At 36.7% G+C, this 20,922-nt stretch carries 22 protein-coding genes; 19 read left to right on the top strand and 3 right to left on the bottom strand.

The annotated features are described in order from the left end of the window. The first annotated feature begins 7 nt into the window (after positions 1-7). The 7 genes from MKY02_RS06050 (at position 8) to MKY02_RS06080 (ending at position 5,939) form a co-directional block, all read left to right on the top strand. Complete coding sequence (locus MKY02_RS06050; protein ID WP_038187203.1) at positions 8-580, top strand: nicotinate-nucleotide adenylyltransferase; 573 nt, start codon at positions 8-10, stop codon at positions 578-580. Next, entirely contained in the window at positions 567-1,145 is a 579-nt protein-coding gene (yqeK, locus tag MKY02_RS06055; RefSeq protein WP_038187200.1) for a bis(5'-nucleosyl)-tetraphosphatase (symmetrical) YqeK, read from the top strand. The genes MKY02_RS06050 and yqeK overlap by 14 nt, the downstream gene beginning before the upstream one ends. Further along, positions 1,142-1,486 (top strand): ribosome silencing factor, encoded by a 345-nt coding sequence (rsfS, locus tag MKY02_RS06060; protein WP_038187197.1) that lies wholly within the window; start codon positions 1,142-1,144, stop codon positions 1,484-1,486. Before yqeK ends, rsfS begins: the two co-directional genes overlap by 4 nt. Then, positions 1,483-2,220: a class I SAM-dependent DNA methyltransferase gene (locus MKY02_RS06065; RefSeq protein ID WP_340710805.1), complete on the top strand. Its 738-nt coding sequence runs from the start codon at positions 1,483-1,485 to the stop codon at positions 2,218-2,220. The genes rsfS and MKY02_RS06065 overlap by 4 nt, the downstream gene beginning before the upstream one ends. Positions 2,221-2,452: 232 nt before the next feature. Further along, entirely contained in the window at positions 2,453-2,986 is a 534-nt protein-coding gene (locus MKY02_RS06070) for a helix-hairpin-helix domain-containing protein (RefSeq protein ID WP_246832116.1), read from the top strand. 71 nt (positions 2,987-3,057) lie between these two features. Then, positions 3,058-3,639, top strand: coding sequence for a ComE operon protein 2 (locus MKY02_RS06075; RefSeq protein ID WP_038187191.1), 582 nt, complete (start codon positions 3,058-3,060; stop codon positions 3,637-3,639). 119 nt (positions 3,640-3,758) lie between these two features. Next, entirely contained in the window at positions 3,759-5,939 is a 2,181-nt protein-coding gene (locus MKY02_RS06080) for a DNA internalization-related competence protein ComEC/Rec2 (protein WP_340710806.1), read from the top strand. Between the two features lie 21 nt (positions 5,940-5,960). Here the strand turns inward: MKY02_RS06080 and MKY02_RS06085 are convergent, their stop codons facing one another. Further along, the gene (locus tag MKY02_RS06085; RefSeq protein WP_038187184.1) at positions 5,961-6,095 is read right to left on the bottom strand and encodes a YqzM family protein; all 135 of its coding nucleotides are present in this window, start codon (positions 6,093-6,095) and stop codon (positions 5,961-5,963) included. A gap of 163 nt (positions 6,096-6,258) precedes the next feature. Between MKY02_RS06085 and holA the strand changes: the two genes are divergently transcribed. Continuing rightward, on the top strand, positions 6,259-7,269 hold the full coding sequence (gene holA, locus MKY02_RS06090) for a DNA polymerase III subunit delta (protein WP_038187182.1): 1,011 nt from the start codon (positions 6,259-6,261) through the stop codon (positions 7,267-7,269). Positions 7,270-7,735: 466 nt separating this feature from the next. On the opposite strand, the gene MKY02_RS06095 is transcribed toward holA, so the two are convergent. After that, entirely contained in the window at positions 7,736-7,927 is a 192-nt protein-coding gene (locus MKY02_RS06095; RefSeq protein ID WP_038187180.1) for a hypothetical protein, read from the bottom strand. A gap of 358 nt (positions 7,928-8,285) precedes the next feature. Then, positions 8,286-8,534 (bottom strand): 30S ribosomal protein S20, encoded by a 249-nt coding sequence (gene rpsT / locus MKY02_RS06100; RefSeq protein WP_038187177.1) that lies wholly within the window; start codon positions 8,532-8,534, stop codon positions 8,286-8,288. Between the two features lie 164 nt (positions 8,535-8,698). Here rpsT and gpr point away from each other — a divergent pair, with 164 nt between their 5' ends. The 11 genes from gpr (at position 8,699) to MKY02_RS06155 (ending at position 20,910) form a co-directional block, all read left to right on the top strand. After that, positions 8,699-9,715 carry a GPR endopeptidase gene (gene gpr / locus MKY02_RS06105; RefSeq protein ID WP_038187175.1) on the top strand — a complete coding sequence of 339 codons (1,017 nt, stop codon included), beginning with the start codon at positions 8,699-8,701 and terminating at the stop codon, positions 9,713-9,715. A gap of 55 nt (positions 9,716-9,770) precedes the next feature. Continuing rightward, positions 9,771-10,595 (top strand): stage II sporulation protein P, encoded by an 825-nt coding sequence (gene spoIIP / locus MKY02_RS06110; RefSeq protein ID WP_038187173.1) that lies wholly within the window; start codon positions 9,771-9,773, stop codon positions 10,593-10,595. A gap of 62 nt (positions 10,596-10,657) precedes the next feature. Next, positions 10,658-12,493: a translation elongation factor 4 gene (lepA, locus tag MKY02_RS06115; protein WP_038187170.1), complete on the top strand. Its 1,836-nt coding sequence runs from the start codon at positions 10,658-10,660 to the stop codon at positions 12,491-12,493. 350 nt (positions 12,494-12,843) lie between these two features. After that, positions 12,844-12,987 carry a hypothetical protein gene (locus tag MKY02_RS06120; RefSeq protein WP_168170701.1) on the top strand — a complete coding sequence of 48 codons (144 nt, stop codon included), beginning with the start codon at positions 12,844-12,846 and terminating at the stop codon, positions 12,985-12,987. Positions 12,988-13,154: 167 nt separating this feature from the next. Beyond that, positions 13,155-14,291 (top strand): radical SAM family heme chaperone HemW, encoded by a 1,137-nt coding sequence (gene hemW, locus MKY02_RS06125; protein ID WP_076034369.1) that lies wholly within the window; start codon positions 13,155-13,157, stop codon positions 14,289-14,291. A 95-nt stretch (positions 14,292-14,386) separates the two neighbouring features. After that, on the top strand, positions 14,387-15,412 hold the full coding sequence (gene hrcA, locus MKY02_RS06130; RefSeq protein ID WP_038187163.1) for a heat-inducible transcriptional repressor HrcA: 1,026 nt from the start codon (positions 14,387-14,389) through the stop codon (positions 15,410-15,412). Positions 15,413-15,438: 26 nt separating this feature from the next. Next, the gene (grpE, locus tag MKY02_RS06135) at positions 15,439-16,029 is read left to right on the top strand and encodes a nucleotide exchange factor GrpE (protein WP_038187160.1); all 591 of its coding nucleotides are present in this window, start codon (positions 15,439-15,441) and stop codon (positions 16,027-16,029) included. Positions 16,030-16,073: 44 nt separating this feature from the next. Beyond that, positions 16,074-17,906: a molecular chaperone DnaK gene (gene dnaK, locus MKY02_RS06140; protein WP_038187159.1), complete on the top strand. Its 1,833-nt coding sequence runs from the start codon at positions 16,074-16,076 to the stop codon at positions 17,904-17,906. A gap of 175 nt (positions 17,907-18,081) precedes the next feature. Next, a complete protein-coding gene (gene dnaJ, locus MKY02_RS06145) occupies positions 18,082-19,200 on the top strand; it encodes a molecular chaperone DnaJ (RefSeq protein WP_038187156.1) in 1,119 nt (372 codons plus the stop codon). Positions 19,201-19,215: 15 nt separating this feature from the next. Then, complete coding sequence (gene prmA / locus MKY02_RS06150) at positions 19,216-20,160, top strand: 50S ribosomal protein L11 methyltransferase (protein WP_038187155.1); 945 nt, start codon at positions 19,216-19,218, stop codon at positions 20,158-20,160. Between the two features lie 12 nt (positions 20,161-20,172). After that, a complete protein-coding gene (locus MKY02_RS06155; RefSeq protein ID WP_076034371.1) occupies positions 20,173-20,910 on the top strand; it encodes a 16S rRNA (uracil(1498)-N(3))-methyltransferase in 738 nt (245 codons plus the stop codon). Positions 20,911-20,922 lie beyond the last annotated feature (12 nt).

Raw genomic sequence — 20,922 nt, forward strand, 5'->3', positions numbered from 1 at the left:
TGGTTTTATGCGACGAATTGGATTATTAGGTGGTACGTTTAATCCACCTCATATTGGACATTTAATAATGGCAAATGAAGTATATGATGCACTTGGTCTGGATGAAGTAAGGTTCATGCCTAATGCCATACCACCTCATAAGCAAACGACTAACGATGCCACTGCTGAAGACCGTCTGAAAATGACGGAGCTTTCTATTGCTTCGAATAAGCACTTTAAACTTGAGCCTTTTGAGATAGAGAGTGGTGGCATTTCATATACGTATGAAACGATGAGGAAGCTCACTGCAAGTGAACCAGACTGTGAATTTTATTTTATTATCGGTGGCGACATGATAGATATGCTTGATCACTGGTATAAAATTGATGAACTACTGGAGCTTGTGAAGTTCGTTGGTGTTAAACGTCCTCATTCGAAAGCAGAAACAACATACCCCGTGCAAATAATAGATGCGCCACTTATTGAGTTATCTTCAACTATAGTTCGTGAGCGGGTGCAGACAAATCGCACAATTACTTTTTTAGTACCAACAGAAGTTGAACAGTATATACGAGAGGAAGGGTTATATGGAACGCGATGAATTATTATTAGCGATGAAAGACCGTATGCCCGAAAAACGTTATATCCATACAATTGGTGTTACTGAAACGGCAATTACATTGGCAGAACGCTTTGGGAGCGATCCGAGAAAAGCAGAAACTGCAGCAATTCTTCATGATTCATGCAAGTATGCTGATCGAGATTGGATGAAATCGAAAATTATCGATAAAGAGATGGATCCGACTCTATTGAAATACCATCATGAACTTTGGCACGCACCAATGGGAGCTTATGTTGCGAAAAAAGAATTTAATATAGATGATCAAGACATACTAAACGCTATCTGCTACCATACAACAGGACGTAAAGGGATGAGCGATTTAGAGAAGATTGTCTATATTGCAGATATGATAGAACCAAATCGTCGATATCCTGGTGTAGAAGACTTACGTGCTGCTGCAAAAGATGAGGATTTAAACGAAGTGATGATTGCGTGTATACGTCATTCCATCATGTTTTTAATAAATAAAAATCAACCGGTATTTCCGGATTCATTCAAATGTTATAACGATTTGATGTTAAAGAGAGGACAAGTGAAAGAATGACTAAAACTTTACTACAGCTTGCATATAAAGCGGCAGACGATAAACGTGCGGAGGATATCATCGTAATGAATATGCAAGGAATTTCACCATTAGCAGATCATTTTATCGTTTGTCATGCCAATTCTGATCGTCAAGTGCAAGCAATTGCACGTGAAATGGTAGATGTAGCACATAAAGAAGGCTATGAAGTAAAACGTATAGAAGGTTTTGACGCAGCTCGTTGGGTATTAGTAGATATGGGTGATGTTGTGGCACACGTATTCCACCGTGATGAACGTACTTTTTATAACTTGGAACGCTTATGGGGAGATGCTCCATTCGTCGATGTTGATGAGCTATGAGTAGTTACCAGCGTTTTGCCGAAGTATACGATACATTAATGACAGATATCCCGTATGATCAGTATGTAGATTGGGTAGTGAAACATGCACCGAGCACAACTGCACCAAAATTATTAGATGTTGGTTGTGGTACGGGCGTAACGGCTGCAAAATTTGCACGACAAGGATATGCTGTTAGTGGTGTCGATTTATCGGAAGAAATGCTAGCGATTGCAAGTGAACGCTTTATGGAAGAACAACTAACTATTCCATTGTTTTGTCAATCAATGGACGAGCTAGATGGGTTTTCTGATTTAAATGTTGTTACGATTCCAATTGATTCCTTGAACTATTTAAAAGATGAAGAGGCTGTGGTAGCTACATTTGAACGCATTTATGAGTCACTTTGTGATGGTGGTCATTTATTCTTTGATGTTCATTCTTTATTCAAAATGGATGTCATTTTCTTAGATGGTCCATTTACGTATGATGACGGAGAAATTACTTATATTTGGGAAACAGAATCAGGGGAAGCTACGCATTCAGTGCACCATGATATGACGTTTTACGTACAAGCAAATGAGCAACTTTTCGAACGATTTGAAGAGTACCATTACCAACGTACATTTCCTGTTGAGCAATACGTTAAATGGCTTAGTGACGCTGGATTTTCTAATGTGTCAATTACAGCAGATTTTACGGAAGAAGCACCAGAAGCAGAATCTGAACGATTATTCTTCCACGCTGTGAAATAATCTCTTTTCAATTACTAAAAAATACTATAATATGGAATTAGCTTCGTATGTTATGCCTTCTGAAAAGAAAGGATGGTGCGGACTAATTCCTTCTTTTTTGAAGCAGTATGGCAAAAAGTATCTCCTCCCAGGGATCTTGATTTTGTCGTGCTTTTTTTATTTCTACTTCTCCCAAAACCAGTCGGACACTCCCCAAACCGACATTTTCGAAACAATCCCAGAAAAAACAAAAGTGGAAGAACCATTAAATACAGAGCAACAAGAGTCACAAGGTATTATTGCGGATACATCCATAATTGTGGATGTCAAAGGTGCAGTCAAAAACCCTGGTGTTTACTCATTATCTGCAGACAGTCGAGTGATTGACGCAATTTTACTTGCTGGAGGCTATTCAAAAAATGCTAATTCAGTAAGTATCAACCATGCTCAAAGGTTGCAAGATGAAATGGTTATTTATGTACCCAAAATAGGTGAAGAACCTTCGGAAATACAAGCCATTGCTAGTGATCAACAATCGACTCCCACCCCTTCTACTCAAACAGGTAGTGGTAGTCAAACTGGCAGTCAGTCAGATAAGGTCAATTTAAATACGGCTGATGAAGCAACACTAATGACTTTAAATGGTGTCGGACCTTCAAAAGCAAAAGCGATTTTAAGTTATCGTGATGACAGCGGTCCTTTCAAAACGATAGAAGATTTAAAAAATGTCACGGGAATAGGCGATAAAACGTTCGAAAATTTACGAGACTTTATTACCGTTCAATAAATGATCCATTGACGGTTCTAGTTGGTTATGGCTAAATTTATAGTAGAACGATTTATTCAGGAGGCATTCATATGGAGCGTATTACTTGGGATCAATTTTTCATGGCACAAAGCCATTTATTAGCATTAAGAAGTACATGTACAAGATTAGCTGTTGGTGCGACAATCGTGCGTGATAAACGTATTATTGCAGGGGGCTATAACGGTTCGATTTCTGGAGATGATCATTGTATCGACAAAGGATGTTACGTTGTGGACAACCATTGTGTTCGTACAGTACATGCAGAGACAAATGCATTATTGCAATGTGCAAAATATGGCACATCAACAAATGGAGCAGATTTATATGTGACACATTTTCCTTGTTTACCTTGTACAAAATCTATTATTCAATCAGGAATTCATAATTTATATTACGCAACGGATTACAAAAACAACGAGTATGCTATTGAATTGTTTAAGCAAGCTGGTGTTAATGTTGTACATGTTCCTTTTGATGATCGTAAGATTGACTTCTTAAGCAATGAGAAAATGGCGCTGTACGTCGAATTATTAAATAAGCTACGTGACAGCGGTGCTTCCAATGAGGAATTGGCCCCTTTTGAAGAGAAGGTGAAAGAGCTATTTGGCTTACAAATATCCGACATAAAATAATCTATTTTGCTTTGCCGGTTCTATTAGCAACGATAGCTGCTCATGAATCGGCAAAGTTACTATTTATACTAATCCCCTATAGTATTTGGCTATATTTAAAAAAAGAAAAAGTAGCCATAATGTTATGTATCGCTATTGTTACTCTCTCCTCTTATAGTTATTTCTCACATGTTTTATCTACAAGACTTACCCCTATTCCACACGTTACAAATATTACTTGGACTGATCAATATAAGGTGAATGGACAAAAGCTAAGAGGCTTTGCGAAATTGCCGAATGGTCAAAGAGTATATATTATTTTCACTATCCAATCAGAACAGCAAAAGAAGAAATTTGAAGGACAATCATTAAGTGGCTCAGTTTTTCAAGTTTCAGGCGAATTAGTCCAACCCTCGATGCCTGCACATCGTTACGCTTTTTCTATGGCAAACTATATTGAAAGTAATGGTGCGCAAGGTATTTTTGAAGTGAGAAGTTTTCAATTTGTGAAAAAAGAAAAATCACTCTCTACATTTTTTGCAGAACAAAGGTTCAAAGTGAAAAAACATATAGAAAATACATTTCCAGAAAGTTTAGTAGCTGAAGCACAGTCTCTAATAATTGGTGAACGTGAAAATGTCGAGACAGATGTTGAGCGAGCATATCAGAAACTTGGTATAACACACCTCTTTGCCATCTCAGGCTTGCACGTTGGGCTCGTTTCGGTGCTTGTGTATGAATTATTGCTGAGGTTTCATATACGTAGAGAACATGCGACATGGGTTCTTATCATTGCGTTACCTATTTATGCTTGTTTAGCGGGTGGTGCACCGTCTGTATGGCGAGCGGTGTCTGTCGTAGAACTAGTAATGCTAAGTAGAATTGTCTCGAATCGCTTAGCAATTGATGATGCGCTAGCGTTGAGTTTTATTGGGTTTGTGCTATTACAGCCAAGTGTTGTGTTTCAAATTGGCTTTCAGTTATCTTATTTGGCTACTGTGTCGTTATTGTTTTCGGGGAAGATATTTTCATTAGCGAGAAATACCTGGCAACAATCATTTGCGATTACTTTTGTTTGTCAGCTACTCGTCTATCCCTTACTTTTGTATCATTTCTTTGAAATCAGCTTGTCTTCATTCATTGCAAATATCTTTTTTGTTCCGTTATTTTCATTTGTCGTGTTGCCTGCAAATTTATTATTGTTACTGCTAACATATGTGGCGAATCCATTGGCGTGGCTTTGTTTTTTCATTTATGAACCTGTTCGTGAGTTATTGTCCGTATGTATTATGTCGTTACAGGCTATTCCGTATCAAATGTGGACGCCTGGAAGACCCTCATTGTGGCTCCTACTTCTAGCATTTGTTAGTGTCATTGTAGTATTACTGCAAGTAGAACAGAAGAAACATTGGTTCCTGATTACCTTGACACTTTTAATTCCTGCTTTTTTTATTCATGAAAGTCCTTCTTGGCATCAGAATTTGAAAATTACATTTTTAAGTGTCGGACAAGGAGACTGTAATATAATTGAATTACCATTTCGTAAGGGAATTTATGTAATAGACACAGGAGGAGTATTGAGGTTCGATCAGGAGGCGTGGAAAGAGTCTAGAAAGCCTTATGAAGTTGGCAGAGGTATTGTTGTTCCTTATTTAAAAGGAAGTGGTATAGGAGCAGTAGATAAGCTTATATTGACACATGCTGATGCAGACCATGCTGAAGGTGCCGAAGAGGTTATGGAGGAAATTCGAGTTAAGGAAATTCATGTGTCCCCAAACTCTTGGCAAATGTCAGTTATGAAAGATGTTGTAGACTTCGCACAAAAGAAGAGAATCCCAATTCGTGAACAGATTGCAGGGAGGAGTTGGAAACACGGGGACACTACATTATCTTATTTATCTCCAACTGATTTGATTTATGAAGGCAATGATGACTCACTAGTTTTAATATTACAACATTCTGGTTTTCAAGCTTTGTTCACAGGTGATTTAGAACAATCAGGGGAATTGACCTTGGTAGATAATTATACTGAGGCTATTTCGGATATGGACATTTTGAAGGTGGGACATCATGGCAGCAAAACGTCTTCAACTAAACCTTTCTTAAATTTAGTACAGCCTCGATTATCGATATTTTCTAGTGGGTTAAATAATCGATACGGTCATCCGAATAAGGATGTTGTTGCGAGGTTTGAGGAGATGAAGTTACCAACTTTAAATACGGCTGAGGTGGGAACAATTGAAGTAACGGTTACAAAGAATGGGTTTAAAGTGTTTAAGACAATTAATCTGCACAAACAGAAAAAGACATCATCAAAATGACAATGTCTTTTTAACTGTATCTTATAAAGCTGCGTAATCGATGACAGTCGCAATGATGAAAATAAGTGCGAAAAATACGAATGATACGCCAAAACCTACTCCTGAATCGATTGCGTCGTTACGCTTTGATTGTACATTTTCTTCAAATGGATTCATTGCTACCCCTCCTAATTCTCATTAATTATACGGTATGCCTATTAAAAAAGCTATATTGAAAAGGTAAAAATAGATGCCTGCTCTAGATTGACACAATTTGTTCAAACTCACAAAATGAGAAAATTACGGTATACTATAATCAATGTCAATTTGAGGTGAGACTATGTTTTCAACATTATGGAAAAGTATAAAAAAGGGAGATTTACAGCCAGTCTATTTACTTGCGGGCGCAGAGTCTTATTTTATAGATGAAACAATCAGGCGTATTAAAACGAGACTTGAAGAAGATGGAGATATTGAAACAATCACTATTGATTTAGATGAACAACCAGTTGATTATGTGATTGATGAATCTGATACGATCCCATTTTTCTCAAGCCAAAAACTAATCATTGCAAAAAATGCATCGTTCTTAAAAGCAACGGAAAAGGGTAAAGAGAAAATTGACCATGATCTAAAACGCTTAGAAAAATGGTTAGATCACCCGTCAGATACATCGATCACAATTTTCATTGCCCCTTATGAAAAGCTTGATGAGCGTAAAAAAGTTACAAAGTTAATGAAAGATAGAGCTGTTTATATGCTTGCTGAAACACCGAAAGAAAATGATTTAATGGTTTGGGTGCAAAATGAAGTAAGCCAGCAACAAAAAACTATTGAACAAAATGCCATTAGTAAATTAATTGAGCTAGTAGGTATGGACATGCTTCATTTACAATCAGAGATAGAAAAGCTGAGCTTATATTTAGGTGATGAAAATACAATTACGCAAGCTCTTGTTGAAGAAATGGTTGCGAAAACGCTAGAGCAAGATGCTTTTAAGATGCTCAATGCATATTTACACAGAGATGTTTCTAGCGCTTTAACGATTTACCATGATCTTATTCGTCAAAAGCAAGAGCCCATTGCGCTAGTAGCGTTACTTGCATCTCAGATTCGTTTAATGTCGAATGTTTATTATTTACTGAAAAAGGGATATCATTCGCAACAAATTGCAAAACAACTAAAGGTTAATCCTTATCGAGTAAAACGAATTGTTGAAGAGCGTCGTAAAATTTCAGAGGATAGTTTACTAAAAGCATTATTTGGATTAAGTGAAGTTGATTATCAGTTAAAAACAATGAGCGGTAGAAGAGAGCGTTATTTAGAATTATTTATGATGAAACCAATATAAGAGGAAAGCACTCTTTGTTGTAAGTGCATCAGTTTGTAGTCAAAAGGCATTCAGAATAGTCATATTCTGAATGTCTTTTGTTATTTTTATATATTTTGGTAATTAAGAACTTCTTTTTCTTTTTGGATTTTTTACATCCATTATTTTCTATATAGTTATTTTTATTACATGTGTAGTTGATTGGAGCGGAGGTGGTGACTCCTGCGGGAAAAGCGGACAGTCCAAGACCCTGCAGGAGCATAGCGACGAAGCGACTTGGCGCCAGCCCGCGGAAAGCGTCCACCGTAGCGGAAATCAACGGTCTTATCTGATTAGAATGGAAAATGGACCGTTGATGACGTGAATTTCTTCAAGTTTATCTATTTTCTGAAGCACTTACAGATAGGAGTTTATAAGTCTTAATTGCTATTTTCTATAAAAAGAATAAATCGTTAAATTTTATAAGAACTTTTTTGCTAAATAATCCTTATGTACCTAATATAGCTGTTACTGCAATACTCCATACAATCAAAAGAAATGATGTTGTAAGCCAAAATGTATTCGTAGCAGTTTTTTCATCTCTCTTTATTTTTTTTAGGATTGCCACGAGATTTAGACAAAAAATAATGCTTAAAATTGGAGTTAAGTAAAAACTAATGAAGATAAATGTTATATCCATGCACAACACCTTCTTTCCAAATAAGTCCCTAAAACCGTACGAAGTACCTTTTGGTAATGAATTATAGTTTTTATTATAACAATATTTCCTTATATTGAAAGATTTATGGAAAATGGTTAATTAGAGTTTATTTGAATAAAATAATGCGAAGGTGATTACATGAATCCAAATAGCAACAAATAGTGTTGAAGATCTTTCGGTATACTAATACGAAATCACTTTATGTCGCCAAGTTGTACGGAGTTGTTCGTATTTCGTTAATAACAATATGCTTTAATGTAACTCTTGAAAAATATAAAAATTTAAACACAAAAAAAGACTAGAGAATTATCTCTAGTCCCTTTGAATCCATAATGGATTAAGCTTTTTTCATTAAACGAGCTTTTTGACGAGAAGCTGCGTTTTTGTGGATTAAGCCTTTAGATGCTGCTTTATCTAATGATTTAACAGCTACGCTTAAAAGTTCTTTTGCGTTATCTTCTTTAGCAACTAAAGCAGTTTCAGCTTTTTTCACAGCAGTACGCATAGCAGATTTCACTTGCGAATTTTGTGCATTAACTTTTGCGTTAGTTTTTACGCGTTTGATAGCAGATTTAATATTTGGCATTAACTTTCACCTCCTAAAAAGGATCGAGATGAGTAAATTCTCAACTGTTTCAAGTGTCTATACAACAGTCATCATTTTAGCAAATCATAGTATAAAAATCAAGCATCAAATGCAAAGAATATTTACTTGACAGTTAGAGCAAAATAAAAAGTGAGGTGATTAGTTTGGAAAATAATAAATGGTATCGAACAGATTTAGTAGATGAGACGGAAGAATTTATTAATCATAAGACCGCAGAAGAGCGTGAAACATTACGTGAATCTACAGGTATTAAGGTATTAGAGGAAGAGCGCGGACGCGTTAAAATTACACGTGTAGATGTTGATTCGAGTGGCGCAGAAGAAATAGGAAAGAAAGAAGGGACTTATTTTACTTTTACCGTTCCGACATTAACACCAGATGATGAGGAAGGGTTCAAGCAACTGGGAGAAGTTTTAGCAGAGGAATTGACAACACTTCATCCTTTTATTAAAGATAACAAGGATGGCAAAGTGCTTATCATCGGACTAGGGAATAAGACGATTACACCCGATGCAGTAGGGCCGCTAGCTATTGATGAGTTACAAAATAGTGCAACATCCATTCAAGAGCGTTGTATTATTTATGCTCCCGGAGTAACAGGACAGACTGGCTATGAAACGAGTTCATTTATAAAAGCATTAGCTGAGCAAATAAAACCTGAACTAGTTATTGTTGTAGACGCACTTGCAACAAGAGCAAGTAACCGACTTTGTAAAACCATTCAAATGACAGATACGGGAATTCATCCTGGATCTGGTGTAGGTAATATGCGTAAAGAAATTTCAAAAGAAACAATTGGTTGTCCTGTAACTGCAATAGGCCTACCGACTGTTGTCGATGGGCCAGTACTTATCGCAGATGCTGTCGATACACTTTTCCAATCTATTGCAGCCAAAATACAGGAAAAAAATAGTCCATCCTCCGCTTTGTCCGTAACACCATGGAGACCATCAGACACGTCAAAAGTAGATTTAGAAGTGATTAAACCAATTTTTGGTGAATGGTCGACTTGGCCGAAAGAAGAACGTCTACAGCTATTTGAAGAGTCTCTCGTAGGGCACGACCGATTATTCGTAACACCGAAAAACATAGATGAGTGGGTACACAACTATGCATATCTGATTTCTGATACGTTAACGGAATGGATTGAAAGTACGTAGAATGTTCTAATTAGCTCCCCTCCTCCATACATTGATAGGAGGAGGGGGATGTTATATGCGACGGAAAATGCAAATGTGGATTGGTCTTCTATGCTTTTTCTTTATGCTTCCAATTATTACTGTGAAGTTACCAATCTGGCCACAACAAGAGGCAACAACAACATCATCAAAACAAGATACGAAAATAGTCTATGCTGCCAATACTGCCACTGAAAAAAATGCTTTGATAAATAATAAGGACGCTTCATTTAAAACACTAATATATTTCACACATTCCCATGAAGCTTACTATCCTATTTTGAAAAGCCAAAAACAGAAAATAACAGCCTATCATAACGCAACTAATGTTTTACAACTAGGTTCAGTCATTGAAGCTCATTTTAAACAAAATGATCTCTCAACTGATATTTTAGAAGTTGATACGATGACAGAAATGCAGAAGAAAAATATATCATTATATAAAGCGTATGATGCTGTAAGGCCATATGTGAAAAAACAATTAGATAAAAAAGAATATGATTTGGTGCTAGATATCCATCGTGATTCAGCAAATAAAAAAGCTACAACCACAACCTTAGATGGCGAAAAGTACGCACGTATCGCTATTGTTCTTGGTGCTGAAAATAAACAATACAAATTTAATGAAGCCTACGCGGACCAATTATCTGCGCAATTAAATCAACTAGTTCCTAATATCTCTAGAGGTGTTATGAAAAAAGAAGGTTCGGGTGTAAATGGTATATATAACCAAGATCTTTCGAAAAACCTGCTAGTCGTTGAATTAGGTGGAGTAGATAATACAGAAGACGAATTAAACCGTACTATTGCTATTTTAGCAAGAGCAATTTCGGAAGCATTTTCAAATCAAACTTCATCATAATATTGCATAAAATAGCTGTTCACTGCTATAATTCAAAATAGTTTATATAGGAGTGGACACGCATGAACAGAGAAGAACGTTTGAAACGACAAGAAAATATTAGAAATTTCTCCATTATTGCTCATATTGACCACGGGAAATCAACATTAGCAGACCGTATATTGGAAACTACCAAAAGTTTAACTTCCCGTGAGATGAAAAATCAGCTTCTAGATTCTATGGATTTAGAAAGAGAACGTGGCATTACCATCAAATTAAATGCAGTTCAATTACATTATCAAGCTAGAGATGGAGAGATTTATACATTCCATTTAATCGATACCCCTGGACACGTCGATTTCACATACGAAGTATCTCGTAGTCTTGCAGCTTGTGAAGGTGCTATTTTAGTTGTCGATGCAGCTCAAGGTATTGAAGCACAGACACTTGCGAACGTATATTTAGCATTAGACAATGATCTTGAAATTCTTCCTGTTATTAATAAAATCGATTTACCTTCGGCAGATCCAGAACGTGTACGTCAAGAAGTAGAAGATGTCATCGGGTTAGATGCATCTGAAGCAGTACTTGCTTCTGCTAAAGCAGGTATCGGTATTGAAGATATTTTAGAACAAATTGTTGAAAAAGTACCAGCACCTACAGGCGATCCTGATGCACCTCTAAAAGCTTTGATTTTCGATTCTTTATATGATTCATATCGAGGTGTAATTACTTACATCCGAGTTGTAGACGGAACAGTTAAAGCAGGCGATAAAATTCGTATGATGGCAACTGGAAAAGAATTTGAAGTTGTTGAAGTTGGAGTATCAACACCTAAGCCAACACTATGCAAAGAGCTAACTGTCGGTGATGTAGGTTTCTTAACTGCATCTATCAAAAACGTAGGGGATACGCGCGTAGGGGATACAATTACTTTAGCAAACAATCCTGCAACGGAACCATTAGCTGGTTATCGTAAGTTAAATCCTATGGTTTACTGTGGTTTATACCCAATCGATACTGCTAAGTACAATGATCTTCGTGATGCATTAGAAAAGCTAGAGCTAAACGACTCAGCATTACAATATGAACCTGAAACTTCACAAGCTTTAGGCTTCGGATTCCGATGCGGTTTCTTAGGTTTACTTCATATGGAAATCATTCAAGAGCGTATTGAACGTGAATTCAAAATCGATCTGATCACTACTGCACCTAGCGTAATTTACCATGTGCAGATGACAGACGGTTCTGAAGTTCAAGTGGACAATCCGTCAATGATGCCAGATCCACAAAAAATCGACCGTATTGAAGAACCATATGTAAAAGCAACAATTATGGTACCTAACGATTATGTTGGAGCTGTTATGGAAATTTGCCAACGCAAACGTGGTAATTTTATGACAATGGATTATATTGATTCAACTCGTGTAAGCATTTACTATGAGATTCCACTTTCTGAAATCGTTTATGATTTCTTTGATCAATTAAAATCAAGTACGAAAGGCTATGCTTCTTTCGACTACGAATTAATAGGCTATCAGCCATCTAAATTGATGAAAATGGATATCCTTTTAAATGGTGAACAAGTCGATGCACTTAGCTTTATTGTACACAACGATTTTGCATATGAACGAGGTAAGGTCATCGTTGAAAAGTTAAAAAATCTTATTCCACGTCAACAATTTGAAGTGCCAATTCAAGCTGCAATAGGACAAAAAATTGTGGCGCGATCAACTATTAAAGCGATGCGTAAAAACGTTTTAGCTAAATGTTACGGTGGCGATATTTCTCGTAAACGTAAACTTTTAGATAAACAAAAAGAAGGTAAAAAACGTATGAAACAAGTAGGTTCAGTTGAAGTACCTCAAGAAGCATTCATGGCTGTACTTAAAATGGACGATGACGCACCTAAAAAATAATATTAATTTATCAGCATGATGAATGAACATTAAGCGGTTATGCAGCATGGAGGTTTAATCCACCATATTGCATAACCGCTTTATTTATTTAAAACTGAAACTAAGATATTTTTTCTTAAAGAACAATTTTTAGGTTTAATGTGGGTTTAAAAGGGTAAATACATAATAAGAGTAAGAAAGTAAAACAATATCTGGATAAATTTCGACATTATTCGCTAAAAAGTGATATTTGAGGTATTCAAAATACAAAAGATTTGATAAGCTTAGTAAACACTATATATATAGTGAATTTATGAATTAATAAATGTAAGGAGTGAGTTCAAATCGAATATCGTGATGGAAACGACCGTTTGGATCGCTTAATGGCAACGTTAGAAGCTGAACTTTTGGCTTTTGAGGCGCGAGTGGCACATATGCAAGATAAATTGAATGAACTTAAACAAGTAGAACCAAATATACAGCAAGAGCTTATTAAATATAAAAAAGCAGTGTAGAGAAGTTACAGTGGGTATTATTATCGCTGTAACTTTTTTTATGTTTAAAAGAGATATTAATTCCATTGTTTTGCGTTTTAACTTAAATACTATAGAATGAAGCTACGTGTTTAATGAGTTAAATTACAAAAAAACGGACAGTTTTCGACAAGAAAGAAGGAATCAAATTGGCTAGAGGCGTTTATATACACATTCCATTTTGCCATCAAATTTGCAATTATTGCGATTTTAATAAAGTATTTTTCAAAAACCAGCCGGTGGATGAATATATAGAAGCATTAGGTATGGAGATGAAATTATGGTCTGAAGACAAAAAAGCTTTCAGTCATATAGAAACAATTTTTTTAGGTGGAGGAACGCCAACATCTTTATCACCAGTTCAACTCTCAAGACTTTTAACATTGATCAAGATGTACATTCCAATGGAACATGTAACAGAATTCACATCGGAGGCAAATCCCGATGAATTAACGAAAGAAAAATTAGAAGTGCTTTTTAACGGTGGTGTAAATCGACTAAGTCTTGGTGTACAAGCGTTTCAACCAGAGTTATTGAAAAAACTAGGGCGTACTCATTCCAATGATGATGTTTTTGAAACAATTAAGGCAGCAAAAAAAGTAGGTTTCAATAACATCAGCATTGATTTAATGTACGGACTACCTGGTCAAACGATGGATGAATGGAAAGAAACACTAAAAATTGCTTTTGACTTAAATCTCCCACATTACTCAGCCTATTCGCTTATTGTAGAATCTAAAACGATTTTTTATAACTTGATGAACAAAGGGAAATTGAGTTTACCAGGTGAAGATAAAGAGGCAGATATGTATGAAGAATTGATGCAACAAATGGAAGCACACGGCTGGCATCAATACGAAATAAGTAATTTCGCCAAAGATGGACATTCTTCTATCCATAATCGTATTTATTGGGACAATGATGAATACGCTGGTTTTGGTGCAGGAGCTCATGGTTATGTCAATGGCATTCGTTATTCAAATCATGCACCATTAAAAAAATATATAAGTACATTAGAATCCGGTGAAAAACCCATACTAAAAACGCATGAAGTGACACATAACGAAAAAATTGAGGAAGAACTGTTTTTAGGTTTACGTAAAACAGCTGGAATTTCGAAATCTCATTTTGAAGAGAAGTTTGGCTGTACGATTGAAAGCGTTTATAGTGAAAAACTGCAATTGCTTGTTTCAGCAGGTCTTATTTCGAATGATGAAGTAGCTGTAAAGTTAACGAAAAAAGGTCGTTTTGTTGGAAATGAAGTTTTTGAAGAATTTTTATTATAAACACATGCGTTTCCGTTGACATAAAATAATAGATTTGATAAGTTAATTATAGTATTAGCACTCTTCTTGAGTGAGTGCTAACAGAGGTGATGATCATGCTAACAAATCGGCAGTTACAAGTATTGCAAGTAATCGTAGATGACTTCATTATGTCAGCTCAACCAGTTGGCTCTCGACAAATCTCGAAGAAGGAAGGCATTACTTTTAGTCCGGCAACCATTCGTAATGAAATGGCGGATTTAGAAGAACTAGGTTACCTAGAAAAAACGCATACTTCATCGGGACGAGTTCCGTCTGAAAAAGGTTACAGATTTTATGTGGATCACTTGCTAAAACCTCAAATAATTACAACAAATGAGATTCACAAAATCCAATCTGTTTTCCAAGATCGGATTATGGAAACTGAACAAGTCATTCGGAAGTCAGCTACGATTTTATCTGAATTGACGTCGTACACATCTATATTATTAGGACCAGATGTGCAGTTGCACAAAGTTAAACGATTTTCAATTGTACCTTTAACAGCTGATTCAGCAGTCGCTATTATCGTTACTGATAATGGACATGTTGAAAACCGTATTTTCTCTTTACCTTCGGATTTTTCACCGTCGGATATTGAGAAGGTTGTCAACATTTTAAACGAACGACTGATTGGCGTTCCGTTAGAGCAATTACAAATGAAGCTCGAACTTGAAACAGCAGCGGTTATAAAACAACATCTTGGGACGTATGACGGATTACTTTCGTCATTAATAGACGTGACAGCACATCAATCAGAAGGTAAAATTTTCTATGGTGGCAAAACGAATATGTTCAATCAACCTGAGTTTCATGACATAAACAAAGTACGAATGCTTATGGAACTAATGGAAAAAACTACTCAAATCCAATCCATTTTCCCGTTGAACCAATCTGGGATTCAAATCCGTATTGGTTCTGAAAATAATCATTTAGCTATGGAAGATTGCAGTGTTATCACAGCATCTTACTCGGTAGGTGAGGGACAAAGTGGTTCAATAGCTATTATCGGGCCAACAAGGATGGATTATCGACGTGTCGTTGCATTACTCGACTTTATGAGTGGCGATTTAACGCGCCAACTGACACAAAAACCGAGGTAGAGAGCGACATTATAGGAGGATGAAAAGTGTCTAAAGCAAATGAATTTAAAAAGCAAGCAGTAGAAGAAAACACAGTTGTAGAAGAACAATTAAATGAACAAGAAGAAAACGTACTAGACGCTGAAGCTGAAGAAGTTATACCTGAACTAACAGTTGAGGAACAACATCAGGCGGAAATCACAGCTCTAGAGCAAAAGTTGGACGAATCAGAAAGTCGTTTCCTTCGATTACGTGCTGACTTTGACAATTTAAAACGTCGCGCACAAACTGAGCGCGTAGCACAAGAAAAGTATCGTGCGCAAAATTTGTTAACGGAATTACTTCCGGTATTAGACAATTTCGAACGAGCTTTACAAGTTGAGGCAACAACGGAAGATGCCGAATCCATGAAAAAAGGGATTGAAATGGTATACCGTTCACTAATAGAAGCAACAACAAAAGAAGGCTTAGAACCTGTAGCATCTGAAGGCGAAGCGTTTGATCCAAACATTCACCACGCAGTTATGCAAGAACAAGATGATTCTAAAGAGCAAGGAATCGTTTTACAAGAGCTCCAAAAGGGGTATAAGTTGAAAGACCGTATCTTACGACCAGCAATGGTTAAAGTTAATGAATAAAAAAATAAAATGAAAAAATGAATCAAATCTAGGAGGACTATGAAATGAGCAAAATTATCGGTATTGACTTAGGTACTACAAACTCATGTGTATCAGTATTAGAAGGTGGCGAACCAATCGTTATCGCTAACAAAGAAGGCGCACGTACTACACCATCAGTTGTAGCATTCAAAAACGGCGAACGTCAAGTTGGTGAAGTAGCAAAACGCCAATCAATTACAAACCCAAACACAATCATGTCTATTAAACGTCATATGGGTACTGACTACAAAGTAGATGTGGAAGGTACGGAATATACTCCTCAACAAGTTTCAGCAATGATCTTACAACATTTAAAAGACTTTGCTGAAGACTATTTAGGTGAAAAAGTAACACAAGCTGTTATTACAGTTCCTGCTTACTTCAACGATGCGCAACGTCAAGCTACAAAAGACGCTGGGAAAATTGCTGGTCTTGAAGTTGAACGTATTATCAACGAACCAACAGCAGCAGCACTTGCTTACGGCTTAGAAAAAACAGATGTAGATCAAACTGTTTTAGTATTTGACCTTGGTGGTGGTACATTCGACGTATCAATCCTTGAATTAGGTGATGGCGTATTTGAAGTAAAAGCAACAGCTGGTGATAATGCTCTTGGTGGAGATGACTTTGACCAAAAAATCATCGATTTCTTAGTTGCTGAATTCAAAAAAGAAAACGGTATTGATTTAGCTAAAGATAAAATGGCGTTACAACGTTTGAAAGACGCTGCTGAAAAAGCGAAAAAAGAATTATCTGGTGTAACAACAACTCAAATTTCACTACCATTCATCACTGCTGGTGAAGCTGGTCCATTACACTTAGAAGTTTCTTTATCTCGTGCAAAATTCAATGAAATTACTGCTGACTTAGTTGAACGTACTATGATCCCAACTCGTCAAGCATTAAAAGATGCTGGATTATCTGCTTCAGAAATCGATCAAGTAATCCTTGTTGGTGGTTCAACTCGTATTCCTGCAGTACAAGAAGCAGTGAAAAAAGAAACAGGTAAAGAGCCGCATAAAGGTGTAAACCCAGATGAAGTAGTAGCTATGGGTGCTGCAGTACAAGGTGGCGTATTAACTGGTGATGTAAAAGACGTTGTACTTCTTGACGTAACTCCATTATCACTTGGTATCGAAACAATGGGTGGCGTGTTCACTAAATTAATCGATCGTAATACAACAATCCCAACTTCTAAATCACAAACTTTCTCAACAGCTGCAGATAACCAACCTGCTGTAGATATTCACGTATTACAAGGTGAACGTCCAATGGCTGCTGATAACAAAACTTTAGGTCGCTTCCAACTTTCTGATATCCCTGCTGCACCACGTGGCATCCCTCAAATCGAAGTAACATTCGATATTGATAAAAACGGTATCGTAAACGTTAAAGCTAAAGACCTAGGAACTCAAAAAGAACAAACAATTACTATCCAATCTGATAGCTCATTATCTGATGAAGATATCGAACGTATGGTAAAAGAAGCTGAATTACATGCTGAAGAAGATAAAAAACGTAAAGAAGAAGCTGAACTTCGCAATGAAGCAGATCAACTTGTTTTCCAAGTAGATAAAACAATCGCTGACCTTGGTGAACAAATTACTGAAGATGAGAAAAAATCAGTAGAAGATGCTAAAGAAGAGCTAACAAAAGCAATTGAACTTGGTGAAATCGAAGGCATCAAAACTTCTAAAGAAAAATTAGAAGGTATTCTTCAACCACTTGTGATGAAAGTGTATGAGCAAGCAGCTCAACAACAACAAGCTGCACAAGGCGAACAAGGCCCAACAGCTGATAAGAAAGATGACGGTGTAGTTGATGCAGACTTCACTGAAGTTGACGATAACAAATAATGCTAAAAAATAGAGCGCATCTTTAATGGCGCTTGAATAGTGTATATTAATGTATGCATTGTTGTTTTGAAAGAAGCCAAAGACCGCCTCGGGCTTTGGCTTTTTTCAATGTTTTTTGCCATTTGTTCTTTCCATGTTACAATATATTTTATGCAAACGGAGCGGAGTGTGAAAAATGAATAAACGAGATTATTATGAAGTCTTAGGCCTTCAAAAATCAGCATCAAAAGACGAAATTAAAAAAGCTTATCGTAAATTATCTAAACAATATCACCCTGACTTGAATAAAGAGGCTGGGGCAGAAGAAAAATTTAAAGAAATTGCTGAAGCTTATGAAGTATTAAGTGATGACCAGAAAAAAGCACGCTATGACCAGTTCGGACATCAAGATCCAAACCAAGGATTTGGTGGCGGTGGCGGAGATGGCTTCGGTTTCGAAGACATTTTTAGTTCATTCTTTGGCGGTGGTGGCGGAAGTCGTCGTCGTGATCCGAATGCACCAACAAAAGGCGATGATCTGCAATATCGCATGACAATTAGTTTTGAAGAAGCAGTATTTGGTAAAGAAACTGAAATCGAAATCCCTCGTGATGAAACTTGTGATACTTGTCATGGATCTGGTGCAAAACCAGGTACTTCAAAAGACACATGTTCTCACTGTAATGGCCAAGGTCAAATAAATGAGACAGTTTCAACACCATTTGGTCAAATGGTAAACCGTCGTACTTGTGGTTACTGTAAAGGTACTGGCCAAATTATCAAAGATAAATGTTCAACTTGTCACGGTGCAGGAACAGTTAAAAAACGTAAAAAAATCAAAGTTACGATTCCAGCAGGTGTTGATGATGGTCAACAATTGCGCGTGAGTGGTCAAGGTGAAGCGGGTACTAACGGTGGTCCAGCAGGTGACTTATACATCGTATTCCATGTTCGTGCACATGATAAATTTGAACGTGATGGTGATGATATTTATTTAGAATTACCAATTACATTCGCTCAAGCGGCTCTTGGTGATGAAATCGAAGTACCAACAGTTCATGGTAAAGTGAAGATGAAGATTCCTACAGGTACACAATCTGGTGACAGATTCCGCTTAAAAGGAAAAGGTGTCAAAAACGTTCATGGTTATGGCACTGGCGATCAACATGTAATCGTAAGCGTTGTAACACCGAAGAAATTAACTGAGAAACAAAAACAATTATTGCGCGAATTTGCTAGTATTTCTGGAGATATTCCAGAAGAGCAAGGTAGCACATTGTTTGATAAAATTAAAAACAAATTTAAAGGTGAATAAGGGAGTTGGCTACAAGTGAAATGGTCGGAGGTATCCATCCATACAACGAGTGAAGCGGTTGAAGCGATTTCGAATATTCTACACGAAGCTGGAGCAAGTGGTGTCGTAATAGAGGATTCAGAGGATTATGGTAAAGAACGTGCAGATCAATTTGGTGAGATTTACGCTTTAAATCCAAAAGATTTTCCTAAGGATGGTGTCATTGTAAAAGCTTATTTAGCTGAAACAAGTTTTTTAGGTGAAACTGTTGAAGAAATTAAAGTTGCTATTAATAATCTGGTAAACTATGACATTAATATTGGTCACAACGAAGTGACAATCAATGAAGTGAATGAGGAAGATTGGGCAACTGCATGGAAAAAGTATTATCATCCGGTGAAAATTTCTAACCGTTTCACAATTGTACCAACTTGGGAAGAGTATGAACCTGTAAACAGTGATGAGCTAATCATTGAACTTGATCCTGGTATGGCCTTTGGTACAGGAACTCATCCTACAACTGTATTATGTTTACAAGCATTAGAAAAAACAATAAAAGATACGGATTCAGTAGTAGACGTTGGTACTGGCTCTGGTGTTTTAGCTATCGGAGCAGCTTTGCTTGGAGCAAAGAATGTTCATGCACTTGATTTAGATGAAGTAGCGGTACGCTCTGCAATTGAAAATGTTCAGCTAAATAAGGTTGAAGACTCTATTGATGTTATGCAAGGGAATCTATTAGATACTGTAAAAGAACCTGCGGACGTTGTAGTTGCGAATATCTTAGCTGAAGTAATTATGACCTTCACAGATGATGCCTATACAATTGTTAAACCAGGCGGCCTATTTATTACTTCAGGAATAATTGAACCGAAGAAGGATGATGTGAAAGCATCTCTTGAAAAAGCAGGCTTTATTATCGAAGAAGTAATGATGATGGAAGATTGGGTAGCAATTATATCACGAAAATCAGTAAATTGATGGAGTGTTACTATGCAACGATATTTTATAAATGAATCCTTTGACAATCAATTAGCCATAATTAGTGGTGAAGATGCGCATCATATAACAAAAGTAATGCGCATGCGTGTAGGCGATGAAATCATTGTAGTTCATAATGGTGAGGCAACAATTAGTCGTATTTTGGACTTTACTGAAGATGGTGTTCAGGTAGAAAAAACCGACAATGTATTGCCTTCACCAGAACTACCTATTCAAGTGACGATCGCTTGTGGTTTACCAAAGGGCGATAAGCTAGATTTAATTGTCCAAAAGGCAACTGAGCTTGGTATGTATGCTTTACTTCCTTTTGAAGCAGAACGATCAATCGTCAAATGGGATGGGAAAAAAGGTAAAAAGAAGCAAGAGCGCTTACAGAAAATTGCGAAGGAAGCAGCTGAGCAATCGCATCGTACGCATATCCCGACAATTGAAGAGCCAGTGAACTTCACGCAGTTACTAAAAAAAGTACCTGAATTTGACGTTGTCTTTTTAGCCGATGAAGAGGATGCAAAGCAACTAGAACGAACTCGGTTTGCTGATCAATTAAAAAAGGTATATGATAATAAGTCAATCCTTGTAATATTTGGTCCTGAAGGCGGTATTTCTCGAAAAGAGGCTAGCGCTTTACAAGGATTAGGATGTCAATGTATTTCACTAGGACCAAGAATTTTACGTGCGGAAACAGCACCACTGTATGTTCTTTCCGCAATTTCTTATGAATTTGAATGAAAGAGGTGACGA

The organism is Viridibacillus sp. FSL R5-0888, assembly GCF_038009105.1.
Lineage (GTDB): Bacteria > Bacillota > Bacilli > Bacillales_A > Planococcaceae > Viridibacillus > Viridibacillus arenosi.